11 protein-coding genes are annotated in these 14623 nt (G+C 63.9%); 3 read left to right on the forward strand and 8 right to left on the reverse strand.

Annotation, left to right across the window (positions count from 1 at the left end; translation table 11 throughout):
- Positions 1–231 (reverse strand): IS110 family transposase (locus UB31_RS33620; protein WP_045011530.1); only part of this gene is annotated, 231 nt, incomplete at its 3' end.
- 339 nt (positions 232–570) lie between these two features.
- Here UB31_RS33620 and allE point away from each other — a divergent pair.
- Positions 571–1368 (forward strand): (S)-ureidoglycine aminohydrolase, encoded by a 798-nt coding sequence (gene allE, locus UB31_RS33625; protein WP_045013949.1) that lies wholly within the window; start codon positions 571–573, stop codon positions 1366–1368.
- A gap of 42 nt (positions 1369–1410) precedes the next feature.
- Here allE and UB31_RS33630 read toward each other — a convergent pair whose 3' ends face one another.
- From UB31_RS33630 to UB31_RS33640, 3 genes are all read right to left on the reverse strand, one after another.
- The gene (locus UB31_RS33630; protein ID WP_045014174.1) at positions 1411–2535 is read right to left on the reverse strand and encodes an acyl-CoA desaturase; all 1125 of its coding nucleotides are present in this window, start codon (positions 2533–2535) and stop codon (positions 1411–1413) included.
- A gap of 271 nt (positions 2536–2806) precedes the next feature.
- Positions 2807–6325, reverse strand: coding sequence for a transcription-repair coupling factor (gene mfd, locus UB31_RS33635; RefSeq protein ID WP_045013950.1), 3519 nt, complete (start codon positions 6323–6325; stop codon positions 2807–2809).
- Positions 6322–6612, reverse strand: a complete 291-nt coding sequence (locus UB31_RS33640; RefSeq protein WP_045013951.1) for an FAD assembly factor SdhE — start codon at positions 6610–6612, stop codon at positions 6322–6324. Before UB31_RS33640 ends, mfd begins: the two co-directional genes overlap by 4 nt.
- Positions 6613–6811: 199 nt before the next feature.
- Between UB31_RS33640 and recG the strand changes: the two genes are divergently transcribed.
- Positions 6812–8920, forward strand: coding sequence for an ATP-dependent DNA helicase RecG (gene recG / locus UB31_RS33645; protein WP_045013952.1), 2109 nt, complete (start codon positions 6812–6814; stop codon positions 8918–8920).
- On the opposite strand, the gene panE is transcribed toward recG, so the two are convergent.
- Entirely contained in the window at positions 8917–9846 is a 930-nt protein-coding gene (panE, locus tag UB31_RS33650; RefSeq protein ID WP_045013953.1) for a 2-dehydropantoate 2-reductase, read from the reverse strand. The genes recG and panE overlap by 4 nt on opposite strands.
- A gap of 104 nt (positions 9847–9950) precedes the next feature.
- Between panE and UB31_RS33655 the strand changes: the two genes are divergently transcribed.
- The gene (locus UB31_RS33655; RefSeq protein ID WP_045013954.1) at positions 9951–10508 is read left to right on the forward strand and encodes a P-loop NTPase family protein; all 558 of its coding nucleotides are present in this window, start codon (positions 9951–9953) and stop codon (positions 10506–10508) included.
- A 433-nt stretch (positions 10509–10941) separates the two neighbouring features.
- On the opposite strand, the gene UB31_RS33660 is transcribed toward UB31_RS33655, so the two are convergent.
- The 3 genes from UB31_RS33660 to glmS all read right to left on the reverse strand — a co-directional run bounded on the left by UB31_RS33660 (position 10942) and on the right by glmS (position 14591).
- A complete protein-coding gene (locus UB31_RS33660; RefSeq protein ID WP_045007435.1) occupies positions 10942–11796 on the reverse strand; it encodes an NAD(P)-dependent oxidoreductase in 855 nt (284 codons plus the stop codon).
- Between the two features lie 105 nt (positions 11797–11901).
- Complete coding sequence (locus tag UB31_RS33665) at positions 11902–12675, reverse strand: DUF502 domain-containing protein (RefSeq protein WP_045007436.1); 774 nt, start codon at positions 12673–12675, stop codon at positions 11902–11904.
- Between the two features lie 89 nt (positions 12676–12764).
- Positions 12765–14591 (reverse strand): glutamine--fructose-6-phosphate transaminase (isomerizing), encoded by a 1827-nt coding sequence (gene glmS, locus UB31_RS33670; RefSeq protein WP_045013955.1) that lies wholly within the window; start codon positions 14589–14591, stop codon positions 12765–12767.
- Between the last annotated feature and the right edge of the window lie 32 nt (positions 14592–14623).

Consider the following 14623-nt stretch of genomic DNA (forward strand, 5'->3'; position numbering starts at 1 on the left):
GACGACCACAAGCCGCTTGCGTCGCAGTTCGGCAACCACCGCCTGCTCATAGCCGCCGCTCGCCTCGATCCCAACCCGCTTGACCTTGTGGCGTTGCAGCCATTCCAGCAGCTCCGTGTAGCCTTCCGGTGTGTTCTCGACCTGGATCCGCTCGGAACTGCCATCGAGCGCCACATCGAGCTTGTGTTTGCCGGTATCGATCCCGGCACAGATCATGATACGCTTGGCCATCTTCCTCGACCCTCCCTTGTGAATGCGAACCTGAAGTTCGTTCAACCATGCGGGTCCCGATGAAGTGCCGACCGCGATCTTGCTACGAAACGCAGCCCTCAAGGCTTCGGTGGGCATCGATCCGATCGATCGGCGGCCCAGCTCGGGCGGCCACCCGGGCTGGGCCATTCCTCACGGAACGAGGCCATTCTAATCCGGCGCGCTAATACAAGGGTGGGCAAAGGCGCACTTGCGCCGTGCCCACCATCCCTCCACGATCGCACCAGATGTGGTGGGCACGCTTCCGCTTTGCCCACCCTACCGACTACGCGCTGTTCCGGGTTGACCAAGGAATCTCAGATGCATCCCACCGATCTGCCTGCCCAACCCGGCGTCGTTCGTCCTGGCGCGATCGGTCACAGCCGCGCAATCGTCGGCCGCAATTTCGCGTTCATACCGCCTGAGGGCGTCTTGAAGAGCCGACTGCCGGCGTGGACGTCAACGACTGTCCGTTTTCTGGCGGCGCCGACGCTCGGGGCCGACTTTGCCCAGTTCATGCTGGAAATCGAGCCCTCGGGCGGCACGGCTCAGCCGATCTGCGTGGACCTTCAGCATTTCTTCTACGTCGTGACGGGAACCGTCGACATAAGCATTGGCACCGAAGCCCCGACCTCGCTTACAACCGGTGCCTTTGCCTATGTTCCGCCGGGCATGTCATTCGCGATGCGCTGCCATCCCACTGCTCCTGCCCGCGTGATCACGGTCAAAAAACGTTATGAAATGGCTGAGGGCATAGCGGCACCGACGGCCATCATCGGCCAACAACAATCGATGCCGATGACGAACCATACCGGACTGGAGGGGCGCGGCTTCAAGCACCTGCTGCCAATGGGCGACCTCCGGTTCGACTTCGAGATGAATCTGATGTTCTTCCAACCCGGCGTCTGTTTTCCAGCCGTCGAGACCCACATCATGGAGCACGGATTGCTCATGCTGGAGGGGCAAGGTTTGTATTATCTTGGCGATACCTGGCACGAAATCTGGATTGATGACTTCATCTGGATGGGATCGTTCTGCCCGCAGCAATTCTATCCGACAGGTTCGAGCCAGTCGGTCTATCTTTTGTACAAGAACGTCAATCGGGATGTTGTGCTCTGAGGAGTGGCGCGCATCGCCGTCGACCGAGATCGATTGCGCGCGCTAAATGCCACTCTTCGCTGTCGCGTTGGCCGGTAGAGCCGGACTGGCCAGGAGAAAACCGACAGAGTCGTGCAGGAGCTCGTAGGCACGGTCGACAATGTCGTCCAAGGATATCGTCTTGGCGAACATGCGCTGCGCTTCGGCCAGCAACTGATCGCGCGTCGGCATGCTCGACAGACGCAAGTCGGCACGGTGCTGCAACAGACTGAGCGCGTCCCGGACCGACAATTCGGTCTCATGGATCGACGTTCTGATCGCAAGCGCGATGTGTTCAGGATTAAAGCGAGCGGCGAGCTGCTCGGCCGCTTGCCTTATCGCGCGTGATCCCAACCGATGCTCGTTGCGCAGAACCTGCACGGGCGGCGACTTCAGATCCCAGACAATCCCGAGCCAGGACAAGGCAACCAGGGCATAATAAGTGAGATCAATCTCATACCAGCGGAAGCCCTGCCGGGCGCTGGCCTGGTAGGCGTGATGGTTGTTGTGCCACCCCTCACCCATCGTCAGCAGCGCGAGCAGCCAGTTGTTGCGGGAGTCATCACCGGTCACGTACCGCGTGCGTCCGTGAACATGTGCGAGCGAGTTGATGCAGAACGTGGCGTGATACAGCAGCACCGTGCTCCAGAGGAATCCGACCACGAGTCCTGACCACCCGGCAACAAGGAAGCACAGACCCGCGAGCACGACCGCCGGCAAGAGCTCCAGCCTGTGCAGCCACATCAGCTCGGGATACGAGGCCAGATCCGAGACCTTCACCAGGTCAGTCGCATCGTGCTGCCGATAAAAGATCCAGCTGACATGGCTATAGAGGAAGCCTTTGTGCCGGGGGGAATGCACATCCTGCGCAGTATCCGAGTGAAGATGATGATGGCGATGTTTGGCAGCCCACCAGAGAACGCTTTTCTGAGCGCTGCTCTGAGCAAGGAAGGCAAGGATGAATTGGAACACCCGGCCTGTCGCGTATGCCCGATGCGAGAAGTACCGATGATATCCGCCAGTGACCCCGAACATGCGCAACCAATACAGGGCGGCACAAATTGCAACGGCTTGCCACGAGACGCCTGTCCAGACCGCCGCGACGCATCCGGCGTGGATCAATACAAACGGCAGGACCTGCGGATACATGACGTCGTCGTGTTCCTGATCTGATTCCTGGTTTGAATCGATATTGATGGACACGCTCGCGACCTCTGCTGTCTCAATGGGCGGGCCAACCCGCAACCGGTGCAAAAAACCCGCGTCCGGTAAACCAGTCGCGGGTGGATGGATGTCGTTCGGCGGAACTCGACGAGCCGAACATGGCTGTTGTTCGGTCAATCTGCAAGTGGCCATATGTCGCTTCAACCCAAGTGCGGCGCACCGTTTCGCGCTACGCCGCCTCCGGAATACTACGGGCCTACGCCGCCTTCTTGCTGTGCGCGAGCTGTGCGAGCTGGCGCATGATCTCCGTGGTGCCGGCGAGCCGTTCTTCCGGCGTCTCCCAGTCCTGGAAAAACACCACCTTCATGTCGGGCCGCACCTTTGCGGCCTGGCCGTGGCTGCGGATGAAGGTCACCAGGCGGTCGGGATGGGCAAAGGAATTGTCGCGGAAGGTGATGACGGCGCCCTTCGGACCGGCGTCGATCTTCCCGACATTGGCTTGGCGGCAGAACGCCTTGATCGCGGCGACCTTGAACAGATAGCGCACCTCGTCCGGCAGCACGCCAAAACGGTCGCGCATCTCGGCGCCAAAGTTCTCGATCTCCTCCTCGCTGTCGAGATCGGCGAGGCGCCGGTAGAGCGACAGCCGCACCGAGAGGTCGCCGACATAGTCTTCCGGAATGAGCACGGGCATGCCGATCGTGATCGACGGTGACCAGCGGTCGGCGGCCGGCTCAGACACGCCGGCCTTGAGGTTGACGATCGCCTCCTCCAGCATCGATTGGTAGAGCTCGAATCCGACTTCGTTGATGTGGCCAGACTGCTGCTCGCCCAGAATATTACCGGCGCCACGGATATCGAGATCGTGTGAGGCGAGCTGGAAGCCAGCGCCGAGCGTCTCCAGCGATTGCAGCACGGTCAGCCGGCGCTCGGCCTGCGCGGTGATCTTCTGCTGCGCCGGCAGCGTAAACAACGCATAGGCGCGCAGCTTGGAGCGGCCGACGCGGCCGCGCAGCTGATAGAGCTGGGCCAGGCCGAACATGTCGGCGCGATGCACGATCAGCGTGTTGGCGTTGGGAATGTCGAGGCCGGACTCGACGATGGTGGTCGAGAGCAGGACGTCGAACTTGCCGTCGTAGAACGCGGTCATGATGTCCTCGATCACTGCCGGCGGCATCTGGCCGTGCGCGACCGCGACCTTCATCTCCGGCACGTTCTTGTCGAGGAAGTCCTTGACCTCGGCGAGGTCGTCGATGCGCGGCACCACGTAGAACGCCTGGCCGCCGCGATAGCGCTCGCGCAGGAGCGCCTCGCGGATCATCAGCGGATCATGCGGCGCGACGAAGGTGCGCACAGCGAGACGGTCGACCGGAGGCGAGGCAATGATCGAGAGCTCGCGGACGCCGGTGAGCGCCAGTTGCAGCGTACGCGGGATCGGCGTTGCCGACAGCGTCAGCACATGCACCTCGGAGCGAAGTGCCTTCAGCCGTTCCTTGTGGGTGACGCCAAAATGCTGCTCCTCGTCGACGATGACGAGGCCGAGGTCGCGGAACTTGATCGCCTTTCCGAGCAGCGCGTGGGTGCCGACGACAATATCGACCGAGCCGTCGGCGATGCCCTTCTTGACCAGGTTGAGCTCCTTGGCCGGAACCAGGCGCGAGGCCTGCGCCACGTTCACTGGAAAGCCCTTGAAGCGCTCGGTGAAGGTCCTGTGATGCTGGCGCGCCAAGAGCGTGGTCGGCACCACGACGGCGACCTGCTTGCCCTCGAGCGCCACGGCAAACGCCGCGCGCAACGCAACTTCCGTCTTGCCAAAACCGACGTCGCCGCAGATCAACCGGTCCATGGGACGGCCGAATTCGAGGTCCTTCAGCGTGGCTTCGATGGCCCCTAGCTGGTCCTCGGTCTCGTCATAGGGGAAGCGCGCGCAGAATTCATCGTAGAGGCCCGGCTGCACCGGCAGCTTCGGCGCCTCGTGCAAATGGCGCTCGGCGGCGATCTTGATCAGCTCACCCGCGATCTCGCGAATGCGGTTCTTGAGTTTCGCCTTACGGGTCTGCCAGCCTGAGCCGCCCAGACGGTCGAGCTCGACCGTGGTCTGGTCGGAGCCGTAGCGCGACAACAGCTCGATGTTCTCAACGGGGAGGAACAGTTTCGCCTCGGCAGCATAATGCAGCTCGAGACAGTCATGCGGCGCGCCGGCGACGTCGAGCGTCTGGAGGCCGATGAAGCGGCCGATGCCGTGATCGGCGTGGACGACGATGTCGCCGGCCGCCAGGCTCGTGATCTCCGAGATGAAATTGTCGAGCTTGCGGCTGGCCCGGCGCGGCCGCACCAGGCGGTCGCCAAGAATGTCCTGTTCGCTGATGACGGCGATCTCATCGGTCTCGAACCCGCTTTCGAGGCCTAGCACGGCGAGGATGGTCTCGTTGCGCGGGGTTGCCTGCACGGTCCGCCAGCTGTTGACACTGGTGGTGTGCGTCAGCTTGTGATCGCGCAGCATCGAGGTCATGCGGTCGCGCGAGCCCTCGGTCCAGAGCGCGATCACGACTTTCTTGCGCTGGGCCTGCAAGCCCATCACATGGCCGACGACGGACTCGAACACGTTGACGGTGGTGTCGTTACGCTCGGGCGCGAAGTCGCGGCCCTTGCGCGCGCCGGCATCGACGACGCTTGTGCCGTCCGCCGGCACGGAAAACTGCGTCAGCCGCGCCAGAGGCACATCGCCGAGGCGCTTGGCCCACTCGTCCTCGGTCAGATAAAGCCGGTCCGGCGGCAGCGGCTTGTAGATCGCACCGCCGCCCGGATGCTCCATCGCATCGCGACGGGCCTGGTAGTAGTCGACGATCTGCTTGAAGCGCTCGCGCACGGCGTCCTCGGCCTGCGGCTCGATCGCGACGGCTGCCCCTTGCAGATAATCGAACAGCGTGTCCATCCGGTCCTGGAACAGCGGCAGCCAGTGCTCCATGCCGGGATGACGGCGGCCTTCGCTGACGGCCTCGTAGAGCGCATCGTCGCGCTCGGGCGCACCGAACTCGGCGACATAGCCCATGCGGAAGCGGCGGATGGTGTCGGTGACGAGCTGGAATTCCGAGATCGGGACGAGATCGAGCGAGCGCATGTCGAGCATCGTGCGCTGGGTCTCGGCGTCGAAGGAGCGGATCGATTCCAGGCTGTCGCCGAAGAAATCGAAACGCACGGGCTGGTCGAGGCCGGCCGGGAAGAGATCGAGGATACCGCCGCGCACGGCATATTCGCCGGGCTCGCGCACGGTCGAGGAGCGATTGTAGCCGTTATGCTCGAGCCAGGCGATGATGCTGTCCATCGGCACGACATTGCCAGGCGCGACCGACAGCGCCTGCGCCGCAACGAGGTCGCGCGCGGGCACGCGCTGCACCAACGCATTCACCGTGGTCAGCACGATCAGCGGCTTGTCGCTGCCGGTAAGCGAAGCAAGCCGCGCCAGCGTCGCCAGGCGTTGCGCCAAAATGCCGCCATGGGGCGAGACGCGGTCATAAGGCTGGCAGTCCCAGGCCGGGAATGTCAGCACCGGCAAATCGGGCGCGAAGAATTGCAGCGCGCGTTCGAGCTGCTGCATCCGTGCCCCATCCCGGCAGACCACGGCAAGGCTGACGGCCGGCTTCTTCGGCCGCGCCGCGATGGCGCGTGCGAGATCGGAGATGACGAGACCCTCGGCGCCCTCGGCGACATTGGCGAGCGTCAGCGCGCGGCCGGGCGAGAGCAGCTCGGCCGGCGACTTCAAACCCGGTTTCATAGATTGCCGTCCGTAATCGGGAACGCCTTGATGCGAACAAACAGCGCGCCGGTGGCATCAGCTGGCAGCACCTTGTCGCCGATGATGGCGGCATAGAGATCGGGATCAGACTCTTCGAGCAGGCGTTCCAGCTCATCGAGCTCGGCGTCGGACAATTTGCCGATCTCGGCGTCGGCAAAGCGGCCGAGGATCAGATCCATCTCGCGCGTGCCGCGGTGCCAGCAGCGGAACAGAATCCGCTTGCGGCGGTCGTCCAGCCCGTCACTTGATCGTGTCGTTCCCGTCATGTCTCGATTCCAGTCAAACGCCAAAAGCCCGGACGTGCCGGGCCGGCGTGATATAGCCACTCGGACCGCCGGTGTCAGCTCTTTGTTGCGGCAATTCAGGCCCTCCATGACCGCACCTTCGCTCCGCGAGACGAAAAAAGACGTGGATGCCCGGCATAAAGCCGGGCATGACCAGCCGAAACGGTCCTAGATTCACCTGATGCGCCCCAGCCTGCTCAATCCGCTGTTTGCTCCCGTGACCAGCCTGCCCGGCGTCGGTCCGAAGCAGGACAAGCTGTTGCAGTACCTGCTCAGCCGCAATGAGACGCCGCGGCTGGTCGACCTGCTGCTGCATTTGCCGAGCCAGGTCATCGACCGCCGGGCGCGGCCGAAGATTCGCGACGCCGTGCAGGGAACCATGGTGACGCTGGAGGTCACCGTCGACCGCCACCGCCCGCCCCCGCCGCGCAACGCGCGCGCGCCGTATCTGGTCTATGCCAGCGACGACACCGGCGATGTCGTGCTGACGTTCTTTCGCGCCAAACCCGGCTATGTCGAAAAGCTGCTGCCGATGAGCGAGAAGCGCTACGTCTCCGGCACGCTCCAGATGTATGACGGCATCCCGCAGATCGTGCATCCCGACCGCGTGCTGGACGAGGAGGCGATCTCAAAGCTCTCCGGCATCGATCCCGTCTATCCGCTGACGGAAGGGCTGGCGATCGGCTCGCTCCGCCGCGCGGTCGCGCAGGCGCTGCAAAAGCTGCCGGCGCTGCCTGAATGGATCAGCCCGGACGTGCTGCGCCGCTGCAATTTTCCGCCGGTCGCCGAGGCGCTGCATCGCGTGCATCAGCCGGTCGAGCTCACCGACATCCTGCCCGAAAAGCAGTTCTGGTCGCGCCTCGCCTTCGACGAATTGCTCGCCGGGCAGCTCGCGCTCGCCTTGATCCGCGCGCAATTGCGTCGCCCGGCCGGCGTGCGCAACGCCGGCGATGGGCATTTGCGCAGCAAGATCATCGACGCCCTGCCCTACGCGCTGACGTCCTCCCAGCGCGACGCGGCCGCGGCGATCGCCAACGATCTGCAACAACCGGTGCGGATGCTGCGCCTGCTTCAGGGCGACGTCGGCTCCGGCAAGACGGTGGTGGCACTGCTCGCGGCAGCCGCCGTCACTGAAGTCGGCAAGCAGGCCGCGCTGATGGCGCCGACCGAGATTCTGGCGCGCCAGCACATCAAGACCATCACGCCGCTGGCCGAGCGCGCCGGTATGCAGGTCGCGATCCTCACCGGCCGCGAAAAAGGCAAGGAGCGGCGCGAGATCATCGAGCGGCTCGCCGCGGGCGATATTGATCTCCTGGTCGGCACCCACGCGCTGATCCAGGACGACGTGATCTTTAGCGATCTCGCGCTCGCCATCGTCGACGAGCAGCACCGATTTGGCGTGCGTGAAAGGCTCGCGCTGACCTCGAAGGGCGAAGCTGTCGACGTACTGGTGCTGAGCGCAACGCCAATTCCACGTACGCTGGTGCTGACCTATTTCGGCGACATGGACATCAGCGAATTGCGCGAAAAGCCGGCCGGTCGCCAGCCGATCGAAACCCGCACCATATCAATGAGCCGTCTCGGCGAGGTCACGGACAGCATCGGCCGTGCGCTCGAATCCGGCAAACTGGTCTACTGGATCTGCCCGCTGGTCGAGGAATCCGAGGCTGAAGGCACCGAACACCTCACCAATGCAACGAAACGTTTCGAGAGCCTGCAAAGGCGTTTCGGCGACCGTGTCGGCCTCGTCCACGGCCAGATGAAGGGCACTGAGAAAGATCGCGTGATGGGCCAGTTCGCTGCCCACGAGATCGGGCTCCTGGTCGCGACCACCGTGGTCGAGGTCGGCGTCGATGTGCCGGCGGCGACCATCATGGTGATCGAGAACGCCGAGCGGTTCGGCCTTGCGCAGCTGCACCAGTTGCGCGGCCGTATCGGACGCGGCTCAGAGGCTTCGACCTGCCTCCTCCTCTACAGCGAGCCGCTTGGCGAGATGTCGAAGGCCCGGCTGAAAGTAATCCGCGAGACCACCGACGGTTTCCGTATCGCCGAGGAGGATTTGAAGCTGCGCGGCGAAGGCGACGTGCTCGGCGTGCGCCAGAGCGGCCTGCCCGGCTACCGCATCGCGCGTTCGGAAGTCCACGGCCAGCTCATCACGCAGGCCCGTGACGAGGCGCTGCGCATCATGAAGGACGATCCGAAGCTGAAGGGCGAGCGCGGCGAAGCGCTGCGCTGCCTGCTGTATCTCTACGAGCGGGACGAGGCGATCCCGCTGATCGGAGCGGGTTAGCTCGCCGCTCTTCGACGCCCAACTTCGTAGGCCGCGACATGCGCGCGAGCCAGATCCAGCAACGGCGTGTCGATGCCGAGCGAACGGGCCCGATTGGCCATATCGCCGAGGATGTGCTCGGCCTCGGTCATCGAGCCGCGCTCGATATCACGTAGCATCGAGGCCTTGAGTGGCGAGTCCAGTGTGGTGAACAGCTTTCGATCGAACTCGACGAACGCGGCACGTGGCTCAAACCCTGACGCCGTCGCGACGGCGCAGCATTCCGCAAACAGTCGGAAAATAGACTGCTCGCCGTTAGGCACGGCCAGGATGTCGCCGACGCTCGCGCGCATCAGGCATGTGATGCCGGCGAGCGTACTGAGCTGAACGAACTTCTCCCACATGTCTTGCATGATCGCTTCGCTGGCGCGCACGTTGATGCCGGGGACCTTGAGCAGTTTCTCCAGCGCGAGCGCACGCTCGCTCAACGGCCCCTTGATCTCGCCGAACACAATCGTCTGATTGGCCATGAACTGAACCACACGACCATCCCCGTCGAGCCCGGCGCTGACGTTCGCCAATCCGCCGAGGACGCGCGCCGCGCCGAACCTCGCGGTCAGAGCGTCGACATGTTTCAACCCGTTGAGTATCGGCAGAACCATGGTGTTGGCGCCGACAGCGGGAGCGAACTGGCTCATCGCGTCGTCGAGTGAGTAGGCTTTCACGCCGACGAGCACGACGTCATACGGCTCCTTGAGATCGCTTGCCTGAATGATCTTTGGCTGCAAGGCAAAATCGCCATGCGGGCTCACGACTTGCAATCCGTTGCGCCGCAATTGCTCGGCCCGCTTCGCGCGAACCAGGAAAGTCACGTCGCCACCTGCCCGCACCACGCAAGCGCCGTAGTATCCTCCAAGCGCGCCCGCGCCGATCACCAACACTCTCATACGAACTCCCATTGCATACGGCGTTCATAGAGCCATCCCGCCTCGCGAACGGCAAGTTGAAATCCAAACTTTCACTGCGGCTGATTTCGTGAAACCCTCGCGCCATGCGCCGGATCATCGTCGTAGGCAGCCAGGGAAGCGGAAAGACCAACCTCTCCCGAAATCTCGGGCGAAAGCTTGAGCTGCCGGTGGTGCATCTCGACGTACTTTACTGGCAGCCGGGCTGGAAGGCGTCCGACACAGCAAGCTTTCGCGTGCGCGTCGCTGACGCCATCGCGGGCGACGAATGGATCGTCGACGGCAGCTTCTCGGGGCTGGCCTTCGATCTCACACTCGCGCGCGCAGAGACTTTGGTCGTCATCGACCGCCCGCGCTGGCTTTGCCAGTGGCGCATTCTCTGGCGCTCGGCCTTCGATCGCGACACGACGCGGCCCGACCTGCCGAAGGGATGTCCGGAGCAATTCGACTGGAAATTGATGCGGGAAGCCTGGCGCTATGACACCGAACGTGCGCCCGTGATCGAGACTGAACGCATCCAGTATGGCGCCCATGTCCCGGTCGTGCGCTTGAGAAGCGACCGGGATATCATGGATTTTCTGGGGGCTCTCACTCCAGGTCAGGGCCCGTCTTTGCCGGCTGTGGCGCAGCGTCGCGATCCATGACCGCGCGGCATCCTGGGCTGAGCTCCGATTTGTGCTGCACCATGCACGCGGTAATGCGGGAGATGTTCGGAATCTCGGAGCTGCAAAGACGGAAGGCATCGCTGGTACACATCTGCTGGGCTTCCGCAGTATAGGCATGGCCGCTGGTCGGCAAGGCAAAGGTGGAAGCGGCAATCGCGATGGCGAAACTGATCTGGCGAAATGAATGAGACATGATCAACCCCCTTGTTGATGAGAGGACGTTAGCCGGGGCCGATTTCCAGGAGTCTTCGCGGCCAGCGCGAATTGGCTTCGCCCGCTGCACGGAACGGCTTCGTGGACGCCGGACGCGCTTCGTCCCACGCGACGCACGAAGTCAGCTCACGGTTCGCGATCCCAAGGCGCAAGCTAAGGGGCAGCTAGCCTGACATATCCGGCGGCAAGGGCCGGATAGCTAGGCTTTCTTCGCGATTCTCGCAGCGAACGCCTTCAGCAGCGTGGCATCCGCGGCCTCGCCCTTGGCATCCCCCGCGAGATGCTCGAACCATTTCGCAAAACCCTCGTAGATCTGACTGGCCGGATGGTCCGGCCCGAGGAAGCCGGAGATCTCGCGCATCTCCGCGACCCAGCGATAGGCCTTCGGGATCATGTCGGGCAGCGCGACTTCGAGCCGCGCCAAAATCGCGGGCTGGCTCAGCGCGAGCTCGTCACGGAGCGCATCCGCAGCACCCGCATTCGTCGCCGCGACCACCATGGCCGAGCTGATTCCGGCAAGACCCTTCACAATGCCGGCGTAGGACATTTTGAGCGCCGACGCCGCGCCGACCGGGCCCGCGACGATCCGCACATCGAGCCCGAGATCTTTCAGCACGGCGACGTCCTTGGCGTGCTCGCCGGACATGTAGAACGCCGGGCTCTTGCCGCCGGGCTGCGGCGGGAAGCCGATAATGCCGGCATCGACAAAGGGTGCCTGCGCCGAGCCGATGATCTCCTCGATCCGGAGCACGGTATCGACATTGACGGCGTTGCAGTCGACCACGACCGGCTTCTTCTCGCGCCGGACGATCAGCGCCGCCAGCCGCTCAGCCAATGCGACCGCCTCGCCCGGTGGCACAATCGAGAGGATGATGTCGGCGTCCGCGATCGCGGCGTCCTCGGCGCCGACCATGCCGGCATCGGCTGCCCGCTTCAGCGTCGCCTCGCTCCGCCCCTTCAACGACGTCAGCACGCGCGCGCCGTTCTCGCTGAGGCGGCGGGCCACCGCGCTGCCCATGGCGCCGGGTGCGAGGATCGCAATGGTTTTGGACATCGGGCACTCCAGTTCGAATTCCGAGCGATGGGCTCAATTCAACTGGAACAATAGCAGAGGACGCGAGTCCTTGCGTGAACGCGGCCATCCCGCCGGGGAATGGCCCTACTCCACCTTCGCAGGCTCGGGCCGGAGCGTGGAGGCGTTGGCAATGCGCGCGGCGTTCGCCATGCCCGCGAGCGCGGCGGCCTTTTTCGGGTCGGGCGCCGAGCCCGGCTGCACCACGCCAGCCGACATGATCAGGGTCGCGGCATCTTCGGTGCTCATGTCGACTTCGATGATCTTGCTCTTGGGCACGTAGAAGAAGAAGCCGGTGGTCGGGTTCGGCGAGCACGGCAGAAACACCGAGACATGCTCCTCCTGTCCCGGCAGGCTGCGCGCGACGTCTTCGTTCGGCGACTGCGAGATCAGCACGATCGACCACATGCCCGGCGACGGAAACTCGACCAGGCCGACTTTCCGGAAGCTCGAGCCCTTGCCCGAGAACAGCGTCTCGAACACCTGCTTCAGGCCGCGGTAGATGGCGCGCACCGCCGGAATCCGGCCGACAAAAGTCTCGCCGAGATCGACCAGGGTGCGGCCGATCAGATTGGCGGTCAGGAAGCCCAGCAGCGTCAGGGCGAAAACCGCGACAATCAGTCCCCAGCCGGGAACGACGTACGGCATATAGGTTTCGGGCCGATACGCCAGCGGTATGAACGGCCGCACTACGCCGTCGACCCAGGTGACGAACCACCAGACCAGATAAAGGGTGATCGCAATCGGCCCCGTCACGATGAGGCCGGTGAGGAAATAGTTGCGGAAGCGGCCCATCAGGCCGGTATGCGGTTCCGGGGCGGGATCAGGCAGAGGCGCAGGCGCGTCGTCGCGGGCGGTCATTCGGGTTCCAGGTCGGTCACTGCATTCAAGCTAGGGGCTTGTAGCAGGTTTTGGAAGACCACCTAGCGTCCCGGCCCGATCCCGTCTGCCTATTCCACCGTCACCGATTTGGCGAGATTGCGCGGCTGGTCGACGTCGGTGCCCATCACCACCGCTGTATGGTAGGCGAGCAGTTGCACGGGGACGGCATAGACCATCGGCGTGAAGGCGGCCGCCATGTCGGGCATGACGATGGTGACGAGGGACTCCACCGTCGCCTCCTCCGCGCCTTTGGCGTCGGTCATCAGGATGATGTTGCCGCCGCGGGCGGCGACCTCCTGCATGTTGGACACGGTCTTCTCGAACACCCGGTCGTAGGGCGCGATAACGACGACCGGCATGGTCTCGTCGATCAGCGCGATCGGCCCGTGCTTGAGCTCGCCGGCGGCATAACCCTCGGCGTGGATGTAAGAGATTTCCTTCAGCTTCAGCGCGCCTTCGAGCGCCAGCGGATAGCTGGTGCCGCGGCCGAGATAGAGCACGTCGCGGGACTTGGCGATCCTGTGCGCTAGCTTTTCGATCTGGGGCTCGGTGGTGAGCGCATCCGCCATCAGGCGCGGGATCTCGACGAGGCCGTGAACCAGCTTGGTCTCGTCCTCCTCGGACAATTCGCCGCGGGCCCTGCCGGCCGCAATGGCGAGGTTTGCCAGTACCATGAGCTGGCAGGTGAAGGCCTTGGTCGAGGCGACGCCGATCTCGGGCCCGGCCAGCGTTTGCAGCACGGTCTCGCTCTCGCGCGCGATGGTCGAGGTCGGCACGTTGACGACGGCAACCGTGTGCACGCCCTCGGCCTTGGCATAGCGCAGTGCGGCCAGCGTGTCGGCGGTCTCGCCGGATTGCGAGATGAAGATGGCGAGATCGCCCTTGCGCAACGGCGCTTCGCGGTAGCGGAATTCGGAGGCGACATCGACCTCGACCGGCACGCGCGCAAAACGCTCGAACCAGTATTTCGCGACGATGCCGGCATAGCTCGCGGTGCCGCACGCCGTGATGTTGATGCGCTGGATATCCTTGAAGTCGAACGGCAGCTTGACCGGCAGCGAGACGCGCTCGGTCGCCATGTCGACGTAGCGCGCCAGCGTATGGCCGACCACTTCCGGCTGCTCGTGGATCTCCTTCGCCATGAAGTGACGGTAATTGGCCTTGTCGACCAGCGAGGTCGAGGCGGCATGCTTGATCTTGTCGCGCTGGACGCCGTGGCCGTCCTTGTCGAAGATGGTGGCGCTGTTGTGGGTCAGCACGACCCAGTCGCCGTCCTCGAGATAGCTGATCGTGTCGGTGAACGGGCCGAGCGCGATGGCGTCGGAGCCGAGATACATCTCGCCGTCACCATAGCCGATCGCGAGCGGCGGACCGTTGCGGGCGCCGATCATCAGATCGTCGTCGCCCGCGAAAATGAAGCCGAGCGCGAAGGCGCCGCGCAGCCGCGCCAGCGTCAGCTTCACCGCTTCCACCGGCTTGTTGCCGCGCGTCAGCAGATCGTCGACGAGGTGCAGCACGATCTCGGTGTCGGTCTGGGTGTGGAACACCGTGCCCTTCTTCTCGAGCTCTTCGCGCAACTCGCGGAAATTCTCGATGATGCCGTTGTGGACGACAGCGACGCGCTCGGTCGCATGCGGATGGGCATTGTTGACGGTCGGCTTGCCGTGGGTGGCCCAGCGGGTGTGACCGATGCCGGTGGTGCCTTTCAACGGCTCGGCTTCCAGCCGCTTCTCCAGATTCTTCAGCTTGCCCTCGGCGCGGCGGCGCTCGATGAGCCTGCCTTCGAGCGTGGCGACGCCCGCGGAGTCGTAGCCGCGATATTCAAGACGTTTGAGCGAATTCACCAATTGCTCTGCAACCGGCTCGCGCCCGAGAATGCCGACAATCCCGCACATGCGGATCAATATCCCCCAAATCGTCGAAAAAT

Source organism: Bradyrhizobium sp. LTSP849, assembly GCF_000938255.1.
Classification (GTDB): Bacteria; Pseudomonadota; Alphaproteobacteria; order Rhizobiales; family Xanthobacteraceae; genus Bradyrhizobium.